General features: G+C 70.8%; 11 protein-coding genes. All 11 read right to left on the reverse strand.

The annotated features are described in order from the left end of the window. Positions 1–4,457: amino acid adenylation domain-containing protein (locus tag ABZS54_RS09230; protein WP_355532690.1), on the reverse strand; the 4,457-nt coding region annotated here is incomplete at its 3' end. A 378-nt stretch (positions 4,458–4,835) separates the two neighbouring features. Continuing rightward, positions 4,836–6,215: an MFS transporter gene (locus tag ABZS54_RS09235; protein WP_355532692.1), complete on the reverse strand. Its 1,380-nt coding sequence runs from the start codon at positions 6,213–6,215 to the stop codon at positions 4,836–4,838. Positions 6,216–6,229: 14 nt separating this feature from the next. Continuing rightward, positions 6,230–6,820, reverse strand: coding sequence for a helix-turn-helix domain-containing protein (locus tag ABZS54_RS09240; RefSeq protein WP_355532694.1), 591 nt, complete (start codon positions 6,818–6,820; stop codon positions 6,230–6,232). A 276-nt stretch (positions 6,821–7,096) separates the two neighbouring features. After that, on the reverse strand, positions 7,097–10,009 hold the full coding sequence (locus ABZS54_RS09245; RefSeq protein ID WP_355532696.1) for an AAA family ATPase: 2,913 nt from the start codon (positions 10,007–10,009) through the stop codon (positions 7,097–7,099). 224 nt (positions 10,010–10,233) lie between these two features. Then, positions 10,234–11,565, reverse strand: coding sequence for a serine hydrolase domain-containing protein (locus ABZS54_RS09250; protein ID WP_355532698.1), 1,332 nt, complete (start codon positions 11,563–11,565; stop codon positions 10,234–10,236). Between the two features lie 158 nt (positions 11,566–11,723). Further along, a complete protein-coding gene (locus tag ABZS54_RS09255) occupies positions 11,724–13,286 on the reverse strand; it encodes a histidine kinase (RefSeq protein WP_355532700.1) in 1,563 nt (520 codons plus the stop codon). Between the two features lie 120 nt (positions 13,287–13,406). Further along, positions 13,407–14,939: a carboxylesterase family protein gene (locus tag ABZS54_RS09260; RefSeq protein ID WP_355532702.1), complete on the reverse strand. Its 1,533-nt coding sequence runs from the start codon at positions 14,937–14,939 to the stop codon at positions 13,407–13,409. Positions 14,940–14,968: 29 nt separating this feature from the next. Further along, positions 14,969–15,784 (reverse strand): Asp/Glu racemase, encoded by an 816-nt coding sequence (locus ABZS54_RS09265; protein WP_355532704.1) that lies wholly within the window; start codon positions 15,782–15,784, stop codon positions 14,969–14,971. Between the two features lie 72 nt (positions 15,785–15,856). After that, a complete protein-coding gene (locus ABZS54_RS09270) occupies positions 15,857–16,909 on the reverse strand; it encodes a fumarylacetoacetate hydrolase family protein (protein WP_355532706.1) in 1,053 nt (350 codons plus the stop codon). Next, the gene (locus ABZS54_RS09275; protein WP_355532708.1) at positions 16,875–17,984 is read right to left on the reverse strand and encodes a cupin domain-containing protein; all 1,110 of its coding nucleotides are present in this window, start codon (positions 17,982–17,984) and stop codon (positions 16,875–16,877) included. The genes ABZS54_RS09270 and ABZS54_RS09275 overlap by 35 nt, the downstream gene beginning before the upstream one ends. After that, positions 17,981–19,030: a carbon-nitrogen hydrolase family protein gene (locus ABZS54_RS09280; protein ID WP_355532710.1), complete on the reverse strand. Its 1,050-nt coding sequence runs from the start codon at positions 19,028–19,030 to the stop codon at positions 17,981–17,983. The genes ABZS54_RS09275 and ABZS54_RS09280 overlap by 4 nt, the downstream gene beginning before the upstream one ends. Positions 19,031–19,050: the final 20 nt, after the last annotated feature.

Below are 19,050 nucleotides of genomic sequence, written 5' to 3' on the forward strand. Positions count from 1 at the left end.
CCCGCGATCGGCGTCCCGACCGCGATGTCCTCCTGGCCGCTGTACTTCGACAACAACACCTGGAAGACGGCGAGCAGGGTCATGAACAGGCTCGCGCCCTCCCCCGCACCGATCGCCTTCACCCGATCCGCGATCGCGGCGGGGACACCGAAGGTGACCACCTCGCCGGCGCCGGTCCGCTCGGCGGGTCGCCGGTGATCGGTGGGCAACTCCAGGGGCTCCAGGTCCGCCAACGTCGCGCGCCAGTGAGCGAGTTGCCGCTCCAGGACGTCCCCGGTCAACCACTCCCGCTGCCACACCGCGTAGTCGGCGTACTGCATCGGCAGCACCGGGAGTTCGGCCGAGCCCGCGCCCACCGCCGAGGTGTACAGCTCGGTGAGTTCGCGGGCGAGGACGGCAACCGACCAACCGTCGAAGGCGATGTGGTGCACGGTGATCGCGAGGATGTGCTCGTCGTCGGCCAGGCGGACCAGCAGGGTGCGCAGCAGCATCCCGGAGCCCAGGTCGATCGGCTCCAGTCCGTCGGTGTCGAGGATCCGCCGGGCGGCGTCCTCGCGGCTGTCCCGATGCTCGATATGCCGCAGGTCCCGGGTGTCGATGATGAATGGGCCGGGCTCGGAAACGAGTTGTCCGGGCAGACCGCGGTCGTCGGGGGCGAATCGTGTCCGCAGCACCTCGTGGCGCCCGATCAGCGCGGCGCCCGCGGTGGCCAACGCGGTGGGGTCGAACGGTCCGGTCAGGCGCAGTGCGAAGGAGATCAGGTATTCGGCGCGGCCCGGCTCCAACTGGTCCAGAAACCAAAGCCTTTGCTGAGCGAAGGAAAGCGGGAGCGGGCTGCCGTCCCGGGTGATGGGGGCGAGCCGGTTGGTTTCGTCGGTGTCCATGCCCACGACGGCCCGAGCGAGTTCGGCCGGGGTGGGCGCACTGAAGAGCGTTCGGACCGGGACGTCGACGCCCAGGGCCTTGCGCAGCCGCGAGGTGACCCGGGTGGCGAGAAGGGAGTGCCCGCCGAGTTCGAAGAAGTTGTCGTGGATGCCGATGGTGTCCACGCCCAGTACGTCCGACCAGATCGCGGTGACGGCCTGCTCCGCCGGGGTGCGCGGTGCCGTGTAGGCGGCTTCGAGGTCGGGGCGCTGTAGGTCGGGCGCGGGCAGGGCCTTGCGGTCGACCTTGCCGTTGGGGGTGAGTGGCAGTCGGTCGAGCACGACGAAGCCGGCGGGGACCATGTATTCGGGCAGGTGCCGGCGCAGGTGCGCACGCAGTTCGCCGGTCGGGGTGGTGCCGGCCGGCTCGTGGGCGACGGCGCCGGTGGGCACGACGTAGGCGATCAGGCGTTTGTCCCCGGGGACGTCCTCGCGGACGACCACCGTGGCCGCCGTGAGGCCGGGGTGGTCCAGCAGGGTCGCCTCGATCTCGCCGAGTTCGATCCGGTAGCCGCGCAACTTCACCTGGTTGTCGATCCGGCCGACGAACTCCAGCGTGCCGTCCGGGTGCCACTTGGCCAGATCGCCGGTGCGGTAGACACGTCGCGTCCGACCCGCCGCCTCGAACTCGGTGAACTTCTCCCGGGTCAGGTCCGATCGGTTCAGGTAGCCTCGGGCCAGGCCCGCGCAGCCGATTCGGATCTCCCCCGCAATGCCCACCGGAACCGGCAAGCCGTGCCGATCGACCACGAACACCTCGGTGTTCGCGACCGGTCGACCGATCGGGACGAACTCCGGGGTTCGCTCGATCCGCGCCGTGGTCGCCTCCTGCGCCGCCTCGGTGGGGCCGTACCCGTTGAGCAGCGGGACCGTGGAGTGCGCGAACCACTGCCTGATCTGCTCGTGTTGGAGCGCCTCGCCGCCGAGTCGCACCAACCGCAGGCTGTCGCCCAGCGCCTCGGGACCGTCTGCTTGCGCGATCAGCGCGGCGAAGGCGGACGGCGTGAGCCAAGCGATCGTGGCGCGCGAGTCGCGCAACAACGCGGCCAGGGTGGTGGGATCCCATTCGTCCTCGCGCAGGATCAGCGCCGCACCGCAGGTGAGCGGCGCGAAGATCTGACCCACCGAGGAGTCGAAAGCGATCGAGGCGAACTGCAACAAACGGTCGTCGTGGGTCAGTCCGAGTTCGCGCCGGGTCTCGCTCATTCGGGCGGCGAGTGCGCCGTGTTCGATCTGCACGCCCTTGGGTCGGCCGGTGGATCCGCTGGTATAGATGGTGTAGGCGAGGTCGCTCGGCCCGACCGATCGGGTCGGATTGCCGACCGGGTCCATCGGGTTGCCCGCCGAGTCCTCGGCGGTGTCCGTCCACCAGTGGTGGTCGAGGAGGATTCGCGGAGTGTGCTCCGGTAGCCGGGGCGTGTGCGTGGTCTGCGTGACGATCAAGGGGGTGTCGGAGTCCTCGATCATGTAGGTGAGCCGCTCGGTGGGATAGTCGGGGTCGAGCGGGACGTAGGCGGCACCGGCCTTGAGGATGCCCAGGAGCGCGCAGATCATCTCCGGGCCCCGGTCGAGGCATACCGCCACGGGTGCGTCGGGTCCCACGCCGTGGGCACGCAGGTGGTGCGCGAGCCGGTTGGCCCGTTCGTTCAGCTGTCGGTAGGTGAGCGTGCCGGCGCCGCAGGCGATCGCGAGGGCCTCCGGGCGCGCTGCGGCCTGCGCCTCGAAGAGCCGGTGAACAGGGGTCGGGTCGGTCGGCTCGGTGGTGTCGCCGTTCCACTCGACCAGGATCTGCCGACGCTCGGCCGGCGTGAGCGGGTCGGCGGCGGACAGCCGGCGGTCCGGGTGGCCGGTGACCTCGGCCAGGAGCGTCTGGAAGTGCCCGGCCAGGCGGACCATGGTGGCCTCGTCGAACAACTCCGTGCTGTAGACGATCATCCCGTCCAGGCCGCCGTCGGCCGCCTCGGTGAGATAGCAGGTGAAGTCGAACTTGGCATCCTGGGCCTCGACGCCGATCGGTTCGACGGTGAGGCCGGGCAGGGCCCACGCGTGGTTCTCGGGCACGTTCTGGAGCACGAACATGGTCTGGAAGAGCGGGTTGCGGGACAGGTCCCGCTCCGGCGCCAGCTCCTCCACGAGCCGCTCGAACGGCAGATCCTGATGGTCGTACGCACCCAGTGCCGTATCCCGCACCCGGCCCAGGAGTTCGGTGAACGTCGGATCACCCGCCAGATCCGTGCGCATGACCAGCGTGTTCACGAAGAACCCGATCATGTCCTCGATCTCGGCCCGATTCCGCCCCGCGATCGGCGTCCCGACCGCGATGTCCTCCTGGCCGCTGTACTTCGACAACAACACCTGGAAGACGGCGAGCAGGGTCATGAACAGGCTCGCCCCGTTGGCCGTCGCGGCCTGCCGGGCCTGCTCCGCGAGTTCGGCGGGTACGGCAAAGGTGATCGCCTCACCCGCACCGCTGCGGCGCGCGGGCCGGCGGCGGTCGGTGGGCAGTTCAAGCGGCTCCAGGTGGGCGAGTCGCTCGCGCCAGTAGCCCAGTTGCCCGTCCAGGACCTCGCCGGTGAGCCACTCCCGCTGCCAGACCGCGAAGTCGGCGTACTGCACGGCGGGCGCGGAGAGTTCGGCCGAGCGATCAGTGACGACCGCGGTGTACAGCTCGGGGAGTTCGCGCGCGAGGATGCCGGCCGACCAGCCGTCGAAGACGATGTGGTGCACGGTGATCGCGACGATGTACTCCTCGTCCGCGAGGCGGATCAGGATGCACCGGAGCATCGGCCCGACTGCGAGGTCGACCGGGTGGAACGCGTCGGTGTCGACCATCCGCCGAGCGGCTTCGCTGCGCTCACGCGCGTCGTCGAGGTCGCGCAGGTCGCGCAGGGTGATCACGACCGGCTGCGGCTCGTCGACGAGCTGCCCGGGGTTGCCGTCGTCGTCGGCGACGAACCGGGTCCGCAGCGACTCGTGCCGGGCCACCAGCGCGGTCAGCGCGGTTTCCAGCGCGGTGACGTCCAGGGGACCGCACACACGCAGCCCGAGCGGGATCAGGTACTTGGCGCGGCCCGGTTCGAGTTGGTCGAGGAACCACAACCGCTGCTGGGCGAAGGACAGCGGAAGCGGGCCGCCGTCCCGGACGACGGCCTGCATCGCCGATTCCTCCGGGGCGCCCCACTCGGTCGGGATGAGCCCGTCGAATTCGGCACCCTCCTCGAACAGACGCCGGGCGCGCAGGAAGGCCTGTTCGGCCAGGTGGGCCGAGATGGCCCGAACGGTCAGCGGAGGCGGTATCGACGTGATCCGAAAGGCGGTGCCGAATTCCGCCTCGACGCGTTCGGCCATCTCCGTCGCGCCGGCGTCCGTGCCGCCGAGTTCAAAGAAGTCGCGCTCCGGGAACGCCGATTCGGCGGCCTGGTCGATATCCAGGACGGCCTGCCAGATCGCGGCGATGCGGATTTCCGCCGGGGAAAGGCCTTCGGGTGCCGCTCCCGCGGTTGCCGGGAAAGCCACCATCGGATTCGTCGTCATGCTCCACCAGATCCTCGTCGTCAACCGGCTGCGAACGGCCCTGGTCGTCGGCCGATTTCGATGCTGGCAGGTCCGATTTGACGAGATAACTGGTTACTTTCGCCCTGCGGAGCGTGGGCACTTCTGACCGTGGCGGGGGTGGGCGCGGGCCGGCGCGGAGCGCGCGAGGCGCGGTGGCCGCGGAGCACGGGGGCGTGCGGGGGACGCGAAGCCCGGACGATGCGGGGCCGTCAGGCGGTGGGCCATGGAAACGGGGCCGTCCGCGTGATGGCCGTTGTGGTGGCGCGTGTGTGGTCGAGTGCCGGCGGTGGGGCCATCCGCCGGCGCCCGAACCTCACTCGGGCGCCGGCGCGGGGGGCGCTTCTCGTTGCGCGAGGGTCACACGCTCGACTTCATCGGGACCGTCGGCTCGGTATCCGCTACCGCTGCCACGTCCTCCGGCGCCGGAATGGCGGTCACTTGGTCGGCGACCTCGGTGTTCGACTCCGCCACGATCGACTCGGGTCGGTCGGTTCGTTTGCGCATGCCCGACCATTCGTTGCCCATGCCGGGGACCGCGATCGCGACCAGGTACAACCCGCCGACGACCCACAGCGCTCCGGTCAGGCCGGATACCGTCACCAGGCCCGCGCCCAGCAGTCCGCCGAACGGGATCCCGGCCCACGTGACCGCCTGGGCAAGGGTTTTCACGCGTCCCAGGAGCGGGGTCGGGATCAGTTCATAGGTCACCGCGCCGATGATCGGGTTCACGAACCCCGAGCCCAGGCCGCCGATCGCGAGCGTGCCGAGCACCGCCCACAGCGGCACACCGGCCGCCAGCGCGACGAAGCGCGGTACCCCGCCGATGACGAATCCGACCAGGTAGACCGTACGACGCGGCAGCCGCTCGGCCACGCCCGCCGCCACCAGCGCGGCGACGATCGAGGTCGCGGCGAAGACACTGACCACCAGCCCGATCGCCTCCGGTCCGTGTCCGGACTCCTTGGCCCACAGCGGCAACAGCACCGACATGAACGCCTGGTCGAGCAGATTCGTCACCGCGAGCATGCCGACGATCGCGCGCAACAGGCGTGCGCCGCGCAGGAAGTCGGCGCCCTCACGCAACTGGGCGAAATAGCCGCTGGTTTCGTCGACGGGCCGCTCGTGCGGCTCCGGTACGGGATTGGTCAGCGTGGTGGAGACGATGACGGCGGAGAGCGCGAACAGGCCGGCCGTGACCCACAACGCGTAGACACTGCCGCAGGAGGCCACGACGACGCCGGCCACCGCCGGCCCGACCGTGGTGGCGGTGCGCTCGACGGCTGCGGACAGCCCCGTGCCGCGTTCCAGGGAGACCTGCGCCGCGCGGGTGGCCGACGGTACGAACAGGCCCTTGGCGCCGTTGGCCGGGCCGTCCGCGATACCGACCAGTGCCATCAGGGCCAACAGTGTGGGGAAGGAAAGCCCACCCCCGAGGTAGAGCAGCGGCGCGAAGGCCATCGCGATCGCGGATACCGAATCGCCGACAACGCTGATCCGCTTCGGGCCGATGCGGTCGATCAGTGGGCCGGCCAGGGCCTGCGAGATGACGTACGGGACGATCTGGCAGAACGCCACCAGACCCGTTTTGGCGATGCTGCCGGTGGTGGTCAAAACGAACCAGGGCAGTGCGATGGACAGCACTCGATTGGCGGACAGGGCGGCGGCGTTGGCCGCGAGCATCCCGATCAGGCCACGCCGGGACTTCTTGCCGGGAAGAGCCATCGTTTGCGTGGTCATCGTTTCACTTCCGTCTAGGTGGTATCGGGAAGGCGCTGATCCTCGGTGTCGGGAAACATCTGGAACTGGAAGGTGACGCGGGCGGCGTCGGCGGCGTGCGGGGTTCGGCCCTCGGGGTCGCTGCGGCGGCGCAGCACCGCGTGGATCTCCGCCATCAGCGCCTTCGCCTCGTCGGGCGTCAGCGTGAGCATGTAGTCGCCGAAGTCCTGCGCGTCCCGCCATTGCGGCGACAGGGCCGGGGTCGCACCGATGGCCCGGAGCATGCTGTCCGCCCAGACCTGGCCGAGCGATTGCAGGAACGCGGCGCCGAGTCCCTCGGTCAAAAGGTCGTCCGGGACAACGGTGTTCGCGTGCGCGGCCTGCCACCAGCGCTCACGGCGCACCCCCCGGGCAGGCACTTCGACGATGAACCCGTGCTCGGCCAACTGGCGCAGGTGGTAGCTGGTGGCCCCGGTGTTCTTGTCCAGCCGCCGAGCCAACGTGGACGCCGTGGCCGGCCCGTCCGTACGCAGGATGCCCAGGATGCGCACCCGCAGCGGATGCGCGATGCCCCGCAGATTCCGGGCGTCCAGGCTTACCTGCTCGGGAAGTTCGGTGGGCTCCATGGCTCCACCGTACGACTCCAAAGACATCTTTGCAAAGAAAAGCTTGTACTGGACGGTAACTCTACGGATCGAGTGTGCCTTCGTGGCGGCGATGGTGGGCGGCGAAGCGGCATGGGGGCGCAGCGGGACAACCGACCGGCCGCGTAGCGGGTGTGCACCCGAGCGCGGAACGACCGATCGCCGCAAAAGCGATCAACGCATCACGACGAACCGAGACGACACCCGGGACGCGGCCGGGACGACGGGTGCGGCGACTCGGCCCCCACCCCCACCCGCCTACAGGTACAACTCCGCGACCAGTTCCGACAGCTCCCGTCGGTCCGCGCTGCCGAGTTTCCCCAGCAGGCTGGCCACGTGCTTCTCCACCGTCCGCGGCGAGATGAACAGCAGCTTGGCTATCTCCGGGTTGGCCCGTCGCTCGCCCAGCAGCGTGAGCACCTCGAACTCCCGTGCGGTGACCCCTCGTCCGGCGAGCTGCTGCGGAACCGCGCCGATCCCGGTCCGGCGTTGCATCACCCGCACACCGGCCTTGCGCAGCATCGCCCGACACGCGCCCGCGATGGCGGCCACATCGACCCCGTGGAAGTGTTGCTCGGCGGCCCGCAGCCAGTCGACCGGTTCACCCCACCCGTCGGCCAACGCCGCCTCCGCGACCAGCCGCAGCACCAGGTGGCGTCCCATCGGGAACGGCGTCGCCGCGACCTGCGCATCGGCCATCCTCGCGCTCGCCGCCGCCGCGTCCTTCTCGCGGCCGAGCAGCACCGCCTCGGCCGCCAGTACGAACTGCAGATTCCAGCGCAGCTGCGCGGCCGGGGCGGCACACGTCTCCACCAACAACTCGCGGCCCGCCCGCCCGGCGAGGACCTCCAGCAGCACCCCGAGGCCGTAGCGTCCGGACTGGTAGTAGATCGTCGGATGGGTGCGTTCCCACTCGCGCACCCGGGCCATCTCCGCCTCCGCGCCGGGCCGGTCCTCGCCCAGCAGCGCACAGATCGCCCGATGCCCGAAGACCACCGGTGCGTGAAAGGACTGTTCGCCGCCGTGGGCCCGAAATTCCGCCAGGACCACGCGCATTGCCTCGCGGCGACCCTGATGGGCCTGCGCCGCGATCTTGATCACCAGGCAGAACTGGGACTCGCTCTCCTGGTGCATCCGGGTCGTCGTCTCCCACAGCTTGTCGGCGAGACTCTCGGCTTGGGCGAACTCACAGAACAACACCTGCTGCATGGCCACCGTCGCGTCCGCCTGCGCACCGGCGGTGACCGCGCCGAGGGCGAACGCCGCCTGCCGGGCCAGCAGGATCTGCTCCGCCTCCCCGGTGCGCATCAACTCGTTGGTGGCCAACCGGATCTGCGCCCGCAAGCGCCAGATGGGCAATCCGTGTGCGTCCGCCGTGGCGAACATGTGCCGCAGGTGCACGTCCGCGTCGTCGAAGCTGTGCCGCCGCGCGAGCAGCGCGAGCACCTGGCGTCCCTGGCACGCGGTGGCAGGCAGCGGGACCTCCTCCGCGGTACGCACCGCGCGTAGCGCCAGCTCCTCGGCCCGGGTCGCCTGATCGTCGCCCTGGCTGCCCGCCAGCGTGAGCAGATGAGCCTCGACCACGTCCAGCGGGGCCAATCGGCTCGGCGCCGTGCATGTGGCCAACAGCCGCCTGGCCAGGGCAACCTGCTCGGCGGCCTTGTCCCAGTGGCCGCCGACCACGCAGACCCAGGCCAGCCGGGTCAAAAGCTCCGCGCGTTGCTCCGGGGCGAGCAGCGTCGATCCGTAGAGGTCGGCGCCGCGGCGCAACGCCTGTTCGACGTCGCCCGCCTCGGTCAGCGCGTACAGCAGCGATTCGAGCACCTCGGCCCGGGCGGTCGCGTGCGAGTGGGCCGGGATCAATTCCAGCGCGCGGTCCAGGAGCCGTTCGGCCGAGGCCGCCGCGCCGGCGCTCAGTGCCCGCCGACCGGCCGTCGCGTAGAGCATCCCGGCGCTCGGTTCGTCGCCGGTGGCCAGTCGCAGCCGGGCGGCCAGCTGGCACAGCTCGTCCGGTAGCTCCGGGAAGAGCGATTCCACCGCCGTGGCCGCGGCAGCGGCCAGCGCGCGGCGCTCGGCCGGCAGCACCCCGCTGGCCAGGGCCTCCGCGGTCCAGGTGTGGCAGAAGGTGCACCAGTCCGGCGAACTGTACGAGGGTTCCAGCAACTGGGCCTCGGTGCCCGCGCGGACCAGCGCGTGCAATTCGTCGTCGGTCAGGCCGGAGACGCGTTGCAGCGCCGCCAACGGAAAACGCCGCCCGATGATGGCTGCGGCCTGGAGGGCCCGATGCCACTGCGGCCCCAGCCGACGGGCCCGGTCGTTGACGCTGGAGGCCACGGTGGAGGGCATGTCCCTGGGCACGTTCTCGACCATCCGCCAGCCGGTGTCGGTACGGGCCAGCGCACCGGTGGCGATGCCGCCGCGCAACAACTCCTCGACCACGAACGGATTGCCGTCGGCGCTCTGTCGCAACCAGCGCGCCACGCCCTCCGGCAATTCCCCCGCGTCGACGCCCAGGCACGCGGCGGCGAGTTCGTCGACCTGATCGTCCGTCAGCGGTCCCAGCTCCAACAACTGCGCCACCCGGTGTCGTGCACTCGACTGCGCCAGGCTCAGTGCGGGCGACGGCGCGGACCTGGTACTGGCCAACAGCAGCACCGGTTGATCGGCCAGGTTGTCCACGAGGTACTCGACGATGGACATCGTCTCGGCGTCGCAGTCCTGAAGGTCGCCCAGACAGATCAGGGCACCGCGGTCCCGGCCGACCACGCTCAGCAGCCGCAGGACGGACTCGGCCAGCACGACCAGTGAGTCGTCGCCCTCGTACGGGACTCCGGCGCGCCACTCCGGGATCAGCCGGCCCAACGCGGGTCGATAGGGCGCCAGATCCGGGTCGTCGGGCACCGCACCCGAGCGCACGATGGAGAACAGCGCCTCGGTCAGTGGGCGAAAGGGCACGGTCGCACCGGCCTGGGTGGCCCGGCCGCGCAGCACCGCCATGCCCCGGTCGCCGGCGAGCGTGATGCACTCCCGCACCAACCGCGATTTGCCCAGTCCGGCATCGGCAACCAGAAAGACCGCTCCGCCCCGTCCGGTCCGTGCCCCGGCCAACGCACTGTCGAGAGTGCCGAGTTCCTCTTTACGCCCGATCACGTCCGGTGACGAAACCTGCACGCGCGGAATCTACCCCGCTCCCGTGAGAGCTACGCGTGCTCCGAGACCTTCTCCATGAAGTCGCCCGCCGCAAACCCCGAGGCGGACAATCGATCCTCGATCGAAACGACGCAAGGCCGTCGATACCGCTCCATGGCTCAAGCGACTTCGTGGTCGACGGATGGGACGCGTCGGCCGAGCCACCGCGCGGGCGTGACCCGCGCGGTGGCCGGCAAAGCGACGGGTCAGGCCGTCTTCGGCGTGGCGCGTACGCCCATGTGGACGTACCGCGAGCCGTCGGCGAGTTTGTAGAAGACCATGCTGTCCCACAGCGGGCTGCCCTCGCGGCGGCCCACGAACGTGTCCGCGTCGACGGGTATCAGGTCCCAGTCCATCGGCGGCGAGATGTCGGCCAGCGCGCCGGTGACCTCGATGTGCAGGTGCAGCCTGCCGTCGTCGTTGACGCTCACCGTGGCGAGGCAGCCCACCCGCTCGTACGTCCCGACGTGCCCCGTGACGTCCACGTCCACCGGCGTCTCGGGCGGGCCGAGCTGCTCCGGCATCTCGACGTCCGCGAGCGCGGCGAACAGCTCGCGGCCCAGCGAGCGCTGTATCGCGCCGGACTCGCCGCCGTTGACCAGCAGGCAGATCACCGTGCCGGTGTCCGGCATGACCCAGAGCATCGCGGACTGGCCGATGGTGTTGCCCGCGTGCATGATCACCCGGTGTCCGGACCACTCGTCGAGGATCCAGCCGATCCCCCACTCCGGCGCGAGGGTGTACGGGTTCGGCAGGCGCACCTGCGGCGTGGTCATCTCGCCCGGAGCGGCCAGCAGTTCGGTGCCCAGGTGGGCCCGGCCGAATGCCACCACGTCGCTGGCCCGCGCGCAGATCAGCCCGGCCGGCCCCATCGCCCGCGTCAGGCCCCAGACCGGGGTCGGCTTGCCGTCCTCGACGTGTCCCGTCGCCGCGCTGAAGCGCAGCACGTCCTCCGGCAGCGTCCAGGTGTGCGTCAGGCCCAGGGGTTCGCAGATCTGCTCGCGCAGCGCCTCGTCCCAGGTCTTGCCGGTGAGCCGCTCGACGATGCGCCCGGCGATCACGAAGCCGGAGTTGCAGTACGAGAACGTCTCGCCGATCGGGTGGTTCTGGGTCAGCTCGGCGCAGGCCGCGACGTACTTCTCCAGACAGTCGTCGCCGCGCCCGGTGTCCAGGAACAGGTCGCCGTCGATACCGGAGGTGTGCGTCAGCAGATGCCGCACGGTCACCGTCTTGGTCACCTCGGCATCGGCGACCTTGAACTCGGGCAGCAGGTCGACGACCGGCGTGTCCAGCGTGAGCCGACCCTGTTCGACGAGCAACATCAGCTGGGTCGCCGTCCAGACCTTGGACACCGAGCCGATCTGGAACAGTGAGTCGGTGGAGACCGGCGTCCCGGTGTCCTTGTTGAGCACTCCGGCGGCGAAGGAGTGCACCTCACCCTCGTGCAGGAAGGCCAGGCTCGCGCCCGGCACCTCGTATTCGGCGATCAGCTCGGCGAGACGGGCATTCCAGTACGCGGGTTCGACGGTTGCGGTCATGGGACCTCTTTCGCAGGTGGGCGGGGCGGGCGTACCGGCACGCTACGCCGACCGGGCGCGCCGGCTCATGGCCGTGACGACGAACCCGAGAGCAACCCTTGGTGCGAACGCACAAGTGGCCGCACAACTACGAGCACACCGCCACGAACCCGTCGGCGTCAGCGCGGCGCGGTGGTGTGGCCGACCCGGACCAAGCCGGATTCGTAGGCCACCACCACGGCCTGGGCACGGTCCCGGAGCGCCAGCTTGTCCAGCACATCGCGCTCGTACCGCTCGACCGTGGCCCCGTCCACCCGCATCGCCGCAGCGATCTCGCCACTCGCCTTGCCCGTCGCAACCAGGCGCAGCACCTCGATCTCGGGCGGACTCAGGTGGGTGAGAGCAGCCGGAACGGCCGCGGCCACCGGCGTCGCGGACCCGACGGCGGACTCGACAGCGGGTTCGACAACCGACCCGGCGTCCGGCTCCGTGCCCGACACCACGACAGGTTCCGCCGCCGTCACCTGGATGCTCGCCGCGACCCGGAACCCGCCCCCCTCGACGTGCCCGGCCTCGAACGACCCGCCGTGCACGGCCACCCGCTCACGCATCCCGAGCAGCCCGTGCCCACCGCCGGTCATCGCGTAGCCACCGCCGGCCTTCTCGCCGCCGCCGTTGTCACGAATCTCGATGGCGACCGCATTCGGCAGATACTCCAGCCGCACCCGCGCCATGGCCGCGCTGCCGGCGTGCTTGCGGGCGTTGGTGAGCGCCTCCTGGGTGATCCGGTACAGCGCGAGCCCGACCGGCAGCGACAGCTCGCGGCGCGCGCCGACCACCTGGAGCTCGGTCGGGAGGCCGGCCAGGCAGGATTCGGCGATCAGCCGGTCGAGGTCGTCGACGCCGGGCTGCGGAGCCGAGGGCGCGGTTTCCGGGTCGTTGTCACTGCGCAGTACGCCGAGCAGCTGGCGCATCTCGTCCAGCGCGACCCGACCCGATGCCTCCAGCGTGAGCAGCGCGCCGCGCGCGCCGTCGAGGTCGCGTTCCAGGCCGGCCCGCGCGCCGCCGGACATCAGATGCATCGTGGTGATGTGGTGCGCCACGATGTCGTGCAGTTCGCGGGCGATCCGCCGGCGCTCCTCGGTCAGCGCCCGCTCGGCCAGCAGTTCCCGGTTGACCTCGACCTGGGCCTGCCAGTGCCGCACCGCCGCGCTCGCGCCGACGACCAACACGGTCGCCACGAGGTCACCACTGACGCTGTAGAAGAGCGGCATGTCCGCGTCGCGGTAGCCGGACGTCTGGGCGGCCATGGTGAGCGCCGCGGCCGCGGCGATCGTCCTGGGCCGACAGGACAGCCCGACGGTGTACAGCGCTACCGCCAACGTGAAGCCGAAACGTTGTCCGATGTCGCTGGACAGGTTCATTCCCACCTGGAGCACGAGCACCAGCAGCAACACCTGGACCGGGGCGCGCCGACGCGCGATCAGGCACAGCGCCGCCGCGACCAGGAACGCGATGTTGCCCGCGGTCTCGCCGGGCCCGGGACCGCGCACGGTGACCGCGTAGCCGAGCAGGTCGACGGCCATCGTCACGAGCACGACCAGGATGTCCGCCCGGTTGCGGCCCCAAAAGGCCCGGCGCGTGCGGGGCGAGCCGAATACTCCCGTGGAATCCGTGGCGGGCAGATCACGGCCGGTGATCGCCTTGCCGAGCGTGGCCATGGACTTGGGGCCGAAGCCCATCCAGGGCCTCCTTCCGTGGGGATCGGCGTGCCAGTATTCCACCGCGACGATCATCGGTCGAAGCGCGCGAATCGACCGGCCTCAGGCGCCGGCCGGCGACCGGCACCGACCCCCGAGTGCTCAGGCCCCCAGCCGCTCGGCCCCTCCGTCCCCCGTGCCACCTCCGTACAGCCCACGCTTTGCCGCCCCGACCGGGTCCGTCCCCGCCGTGCTCGTCGCCGCGAAGCGCATGGTCGCCCGATTCGGCGTGGTGTAGCGCTCCCACGCGGGCAGCCCGGCATGGTTCGGGTCGCCGGTACGCACGAACGAGATCCACGCGTCGTGCATCGCGGCACCCAATTCGTCCAGGGTCCGCGGCTCGACCCCGGCCAGGAACGGCGCGTGCGCCCAGCGGTCCGCGTTGCGGAACGTGAAGGGCAGCTCCAGGCAGTGCCCCGCGCCGAGCCGGCCGTCGTACGCGGGCGTCGCGTAATCGAACTGGTAAACCCATATCGGCCGACCCTGCTCGGCGCGTGCCTCCGCGAGGGCCGCCCCCGGCAGCCGGAACAGTTCGTCGGAGACCAGGTCGGTGAGCAACCCGAGCGGGTCGGCATCCGGGCGCTCGGCCGCGAAGATCTCGTACGCCTCGCCGGCTCGCGCGCCGAACGACTCGGCGAAGCGCGCCCGAACCTGTTCGGTGGTGGCGTTCGCGTACATGTCGTTGAAACCGAACGCGAAGCAGGCCTCGTCGGCCGTCCAGCCGAGCAGGATGTCGGGCCCCGCGTTCTGCCCTGGATCAGCCGCCCCGTCGATCAGCGCCGCCAGCGGATGCCGGGTCATGGTCGAGCCGTCGATCAGTGGCAGGAACGGCACCGGCCACCGGCCCCAGCGGGCCTGCACGCCGAACATCGCGATCGTGGCCTGGACCAGCCGCTCCCACGGCAGCGCGCGCAGCTGTGCGATGTCGGCGACGCCGGCCGCTTCCAGCAGCGCGGCCGTGGTGCGCAGCGACTGCGCTCGATCGGGCGTGGCCGCGCCGAACGGCGGGCTCTGTAGGATCGCGCGCCGGAAGAGGCCGCGCCCCTCGGGGTGCGCGGCCAGCGCCGCCGTGGAGAAGGCGCCGCCCGACTGGCCGGCGACGGTGATGTCGTCCGGGTCGCCGCCGAAGGCCGCGATGTGCTCCCGGATCCAGCGCAACGCGGCGAGCTGATCGGTCAGCCAGAAGTTGCCGCACGCCTCCTCGGCGCCGACGCACAGGTAGCCGAGCGCGCCGATCCGGTAGGAGACGCTCACCACGACCAGGTCGCCGTCGCGCGCGAAGGTGTCTCCCGCGTAGATCGGCAGTGTGCCGGAGCCGCTGACGAAGCCGCCGCCGTGGATCCAGACCAGGACCGGGCGGCGGGCGTCGTCCGGGCCCGGCGTCCAGACGTTGAGCGTGAGGCAGTCCTCGTCGAACGGCGGCGCGCCGTGGCCGCCCAGGACCGCGTCCACGCGCCCGATCTGCGGCGCGCTCGGCCCGTACTCGGCCGCGTCCCGCACACCGTCCCATCCCGGATGCGGCCGGGCCGGACGCCAGCGCAGGTCGCCGACCGGCGCAGCCGCGTACGGGATGCCGCGAAACACCGCGAGGCCGTCCTCGGCGCGACCGCGCAGCGTGCCGACGGGCAGCTTCACGACGGCGTCGCGGTCGGCCCGGCCCGATATCACGTCGCCGAGCCCGGGTCGGCCGAGGTGGCGCCCCGGGTTGCGCCCAGTGGCGCGTCCGCGAACTTCCCGGACAGCAGGTGTCCGGCGCCCGGCGCGAAGGCGGGCAGGTCCAGCGCGCGGAGCATCTGGTGCACGGTGCACACCGCGGCCGAGACGACCGGCTTGCCCAGTCGCTGCTCGGCCTCCTCGATCGCGGCCAGCGAGGGCATCTGCACGCACGCGGACAACACCACCGCGTCCGCGTCCGCGTGTTCGAGCCGCTCGGCGATGCCCGGTAGGCGCAGCGGGTCGTGCGCGGCCACATCGAGGTTGTCCGGGATCTCCAGCGCCTCGAAGTCGAGCACCTCGATGCCTTCGTGGCCCAGGTACTCCACGACGGTGCGGGTCAGCGGCAGCATGTACGGCGCGACCAAGGCCACCTTGCGCGCGCCGATCGTGTGCAGCCCGTGCACGAGCGCGCCGGCGCTGGTGACCACCGGCGCGGGCGCGCCGTTCTCGACGGTGCGGCCGTGCAGCCGCTCCTCGGAGACCCGGTGGTAGCCCAGGCCCATGCTCATGATCGCCACGAGGCACGCATAGCCGAGCACGTCCACCCGCGCGTCGGTGAGTTCGACGGCGCAGCGGTCGGAGTCGGCGTCCATCGCCTTGAGTTGCTCGGGGGTGACGTGCGTCATCCGCATCCGGCTGGAGTGGAACGTGAAGCGCTCCGGCGCGACCGTCTCACGCGCCCGCAGGATCGCGGGTACCTCGGTTTCCATCGTGACGTTCGAGCTCGGCACGATCTGGCCGATGCGGTAGGGGTGGTGACGCACGGAGGTCCTCCTGCTGAATACCGGAAAACGAGAGGCTGAGTACCGGGAACGAGAGTGGGGGCGAGCCGCGCGTCAGCGGGCGTCGATCACCGGGTTGGACAGGGTGCCGATCCGCTCCACGGTCGCCTCGACCACGTCGCCGGGCCGGAGATACTGCGGCGGGACCTGGGCCGCGCCGACGCCGGACGGCGAGCCGGTGGAGATCACGTCGCCCGGCTCCAGGGTCATCCCGGAGGAGATGTCGGCGATCAGGCGCGGGATGTCGAAGAGCATGTGCCGCGTGTTGGACTTCTGCTTGACGTCGCCGTTGACCCGCAGCGACAGGTCGAGCGCCTGCGCGTCCGGGATGTCGTCGGCGGTGACCACCGCAGGGCCGAACGGGGCGTAGGAGTCCTGGCCCTTGGAGAAGAACCACTGCCCGGAGCGGCGCTGGTCGCGGGCGCTGATGTCGTTCATGATGCTGTACCCGAACACGTGGTCCCACGCGTCGGCCTCGCTCACCTTGTAGGCGGTCCGTCCGATCACGACGGCGAGTTCGCACTCCCAGTCGAGCTGCTGGGTCAGGTTGCCGTTGTGCAGGATGGGCGCGCCGGGGCCGGTCACGGCGGTGGCGGGCTTGCCGAACAGCACCGGACGCTCCGGGAGTTCCTTCGCGGTGTCCAAAGTGCGGTTGGATTCGGCCACGTGCTCGACGTAGTTGAGCCCGATGCCGATCACCTTCCCGGGTCGCAGCGGGGCCAGCAGCCGAACGTCGGTGCTCGCGTGCACGGCGTCGGCGGGTCGGCCTGCCGGGTCGCCGCTCAGCAGGTCCCGCGCGGTGTCGAACGCCTCGGCGCCGGCACGAATGAACGACAGCAGATCGCCGGGCAGTTCGGTGCCCGAGGCGGCGGCGAGCGCCACGAGGTCGATCACGTGTGCGCCGTCCTCGGCGCCCAGGCGGGACGACGAACCGTCGACGGTGTAGGTGACCAGGCGCATGGGGGTGTCCTCACTGTCCTTGCGTCCGGGCGGCGCGGTCGCGCCGCCCGGGTCGTCGTGGGGTCGGGAATCGTTGGGTCGACGATCGGCGCTGTGCCGGCCGACCGGGTGATCACGGGGTCGGCTGGTGCCCGTCGTTGTCGGCATACGCCTCTTCGCGGTGGAAGCCGAGCGAGCGCATCACCGGGAAGTCGTTGAACGAGAACAGCACCGCGTCCTCGGACGCGTCCAGGTTGGCGTGTTCGTGCCAGGCCCAGGCCGGGACCGCGAAGACGTCGCCCTCGTGCCACTCGAAGCGCTGCCCGCCGACGATCGAGACGCCGTGGCCCTTGGCCGCCGTGTAGACGACCGATCCGGTGTGCCGGTGGGCCTTGGTCGCCTGTCCGGCGCGCAGGAGTTGGATGTGCGCGCTCATCGTCGGCATCACCGAGCCGGCGGTGGCGGGGTTGGTGTACTCCATGATCACGCCGTCGTACGGCGAGCCCTCGCTCGCCTTCGCCAGGTCGAGCAGGGCCTGGTAGGTGGGCTCCCATGGCCAGGCCAGCAGCGGTGAGTAGGGCCGGGTCCACCGCTCCGTGCCGTACGGCACCAGGTTGCCGCCGTAGGTCAGGACCGAGTTGTTCACCACCTTGCCGGGCACCTGGTACACGTCGGGGTGCACCTCGTAGAAGCCCGCGTCCAGTGCGTTGACCAGCGGGATGTCCAGGCCGTCCTGCCAGATCACCGGCGCGTCGTCCGCCTCGTTGCCGTGCTCGTGCCAGGTCCCGTTCGGAGTGATCGCGAAGTCGCGGGCGCCGACCTTCAACTTCTCGCCGTCCACGACGGTCCAGGCGCCGGTGCCCTCCAGCACGAACCGCAGCGCGGCGGCCTGGTGCCGGTGTGCGGTCATCGACTCGCCCGGTCCCATGATCTGCAGACCCGTGTACAGCAGACCCGCCGCCGCGCTGACGTCCCGTCGCCCGGGGTTGACCAGCATCACCACCCGGCGGCCCGCGTCGTCCGCCTTGACCAGGTCCAGCGCCTTGCGTACCAGCGGGCGCAGTTCGGCGTAGCGCCACAGGGTGGGCACCGACTTGGGCTGCGGATACCACGGCTCGATCTCGTTCGCCACGGTCCACAGCGCACCGGCCTCGCGCGCGGCCAACTCTGCGTAGTAGGCGCTCAGTTCCGGGGTGTCGGTGACTCGGGCCCGGCCGAGCATCTTGTCGTCCTGGGTGGTCATTTCTCCTCCTCGGGGGCAGGTGCGACGGGCATCGGGACGTTTTCGTGGGTGAACGTGATCGGCGGTCTGGGCCGGTTGTCGACGTTCAGCCGGAAGATGTCGAAGCGGTTGTAGTGGCCGACGATGTCGTGCATCTGCTTGGGCTGGATGCACTTGGCGAGGTCGATATCGGCGTAGACGATGCCCTCGTCGTCGATCAGCGGCTCGGTGACCGGGCGGCCGTCCGGACCGAAGATGCCGGACAGCGCGCTGCGTTCGCGACCCAGTTGTTTGCGTACCTCCGCGTCGTCGCCGGCGATGGCGTCGACGATCTCGGGCGAGATGGTCGAGCACGCGACGACCGAGAACACCTTGCCCTCGAAGCTGTGCGCGGCGGTGCGCACCGCGATGGCGTCCGCCATGTCGTAGTCGACGGGCGCGACCGGCAGTGCGATGTAGCTTGCCGCGTGCACGAGTTCGCCCTGGGCGAGCAGGGTGAAGCGGGCCAGCGTGTTGGTGTTCTCGCCGCACGCGAGCACGCCGAGCGGGCCGATCCCGGTCGGGTGCACGCGCAGCGAGCTGCCGTCGCCGCCGGTCCAGGTCAGCTTCTCCGCCCAGGTGGGCACCAGCTTGCGGTGCACCCCGATCAGTTCGCCGTCCGCGTCGATGGTCAACATCGTGTTGTAGAGCACGCCCATGCTGTGCGGGCCGCGCTCGTTGACGCCGATCACCACCACCGCGCCGGCCGCCCGGGCGGCGGCGCGCAGCGCCTCCACGTGCGGGCCGGGCAGGTCGACCGAGGAGCGGTACAGGCGTTCGAACCAGGGTGAGCCCTGGACCGGGTTCATCGTCCAGTTCCAGTACGGGTACCCGGGCACGAACACCTCGGGGAAGACGATCAGCTCGGCGCCGTTGGCGGCGGCCTCGCGGATCAGGTCGACCGCCTTGGCCACGGTGGCGGCCGCGTCCAGGTAGACCGGCGATGCCTGCACGGCCGCGGCCTTGAACCTCGGCGGGTTGTCGCGCTGTTCGCTCGTCAGCACGATCGGCGGGGTGGGACTGTCCATGTCGGGCTCCTCGTGGTCCG

Origin of the sequence: Embleya sp. NPDC005575 (genome assembly GCF_040605455.1) — a bacterium.
Taxonomy (GTDB): domain Bacteria; phylum Actinomycetota; class Actinomycetes; order Streptomycetales; family Streptomycetaceae; genus Embleya.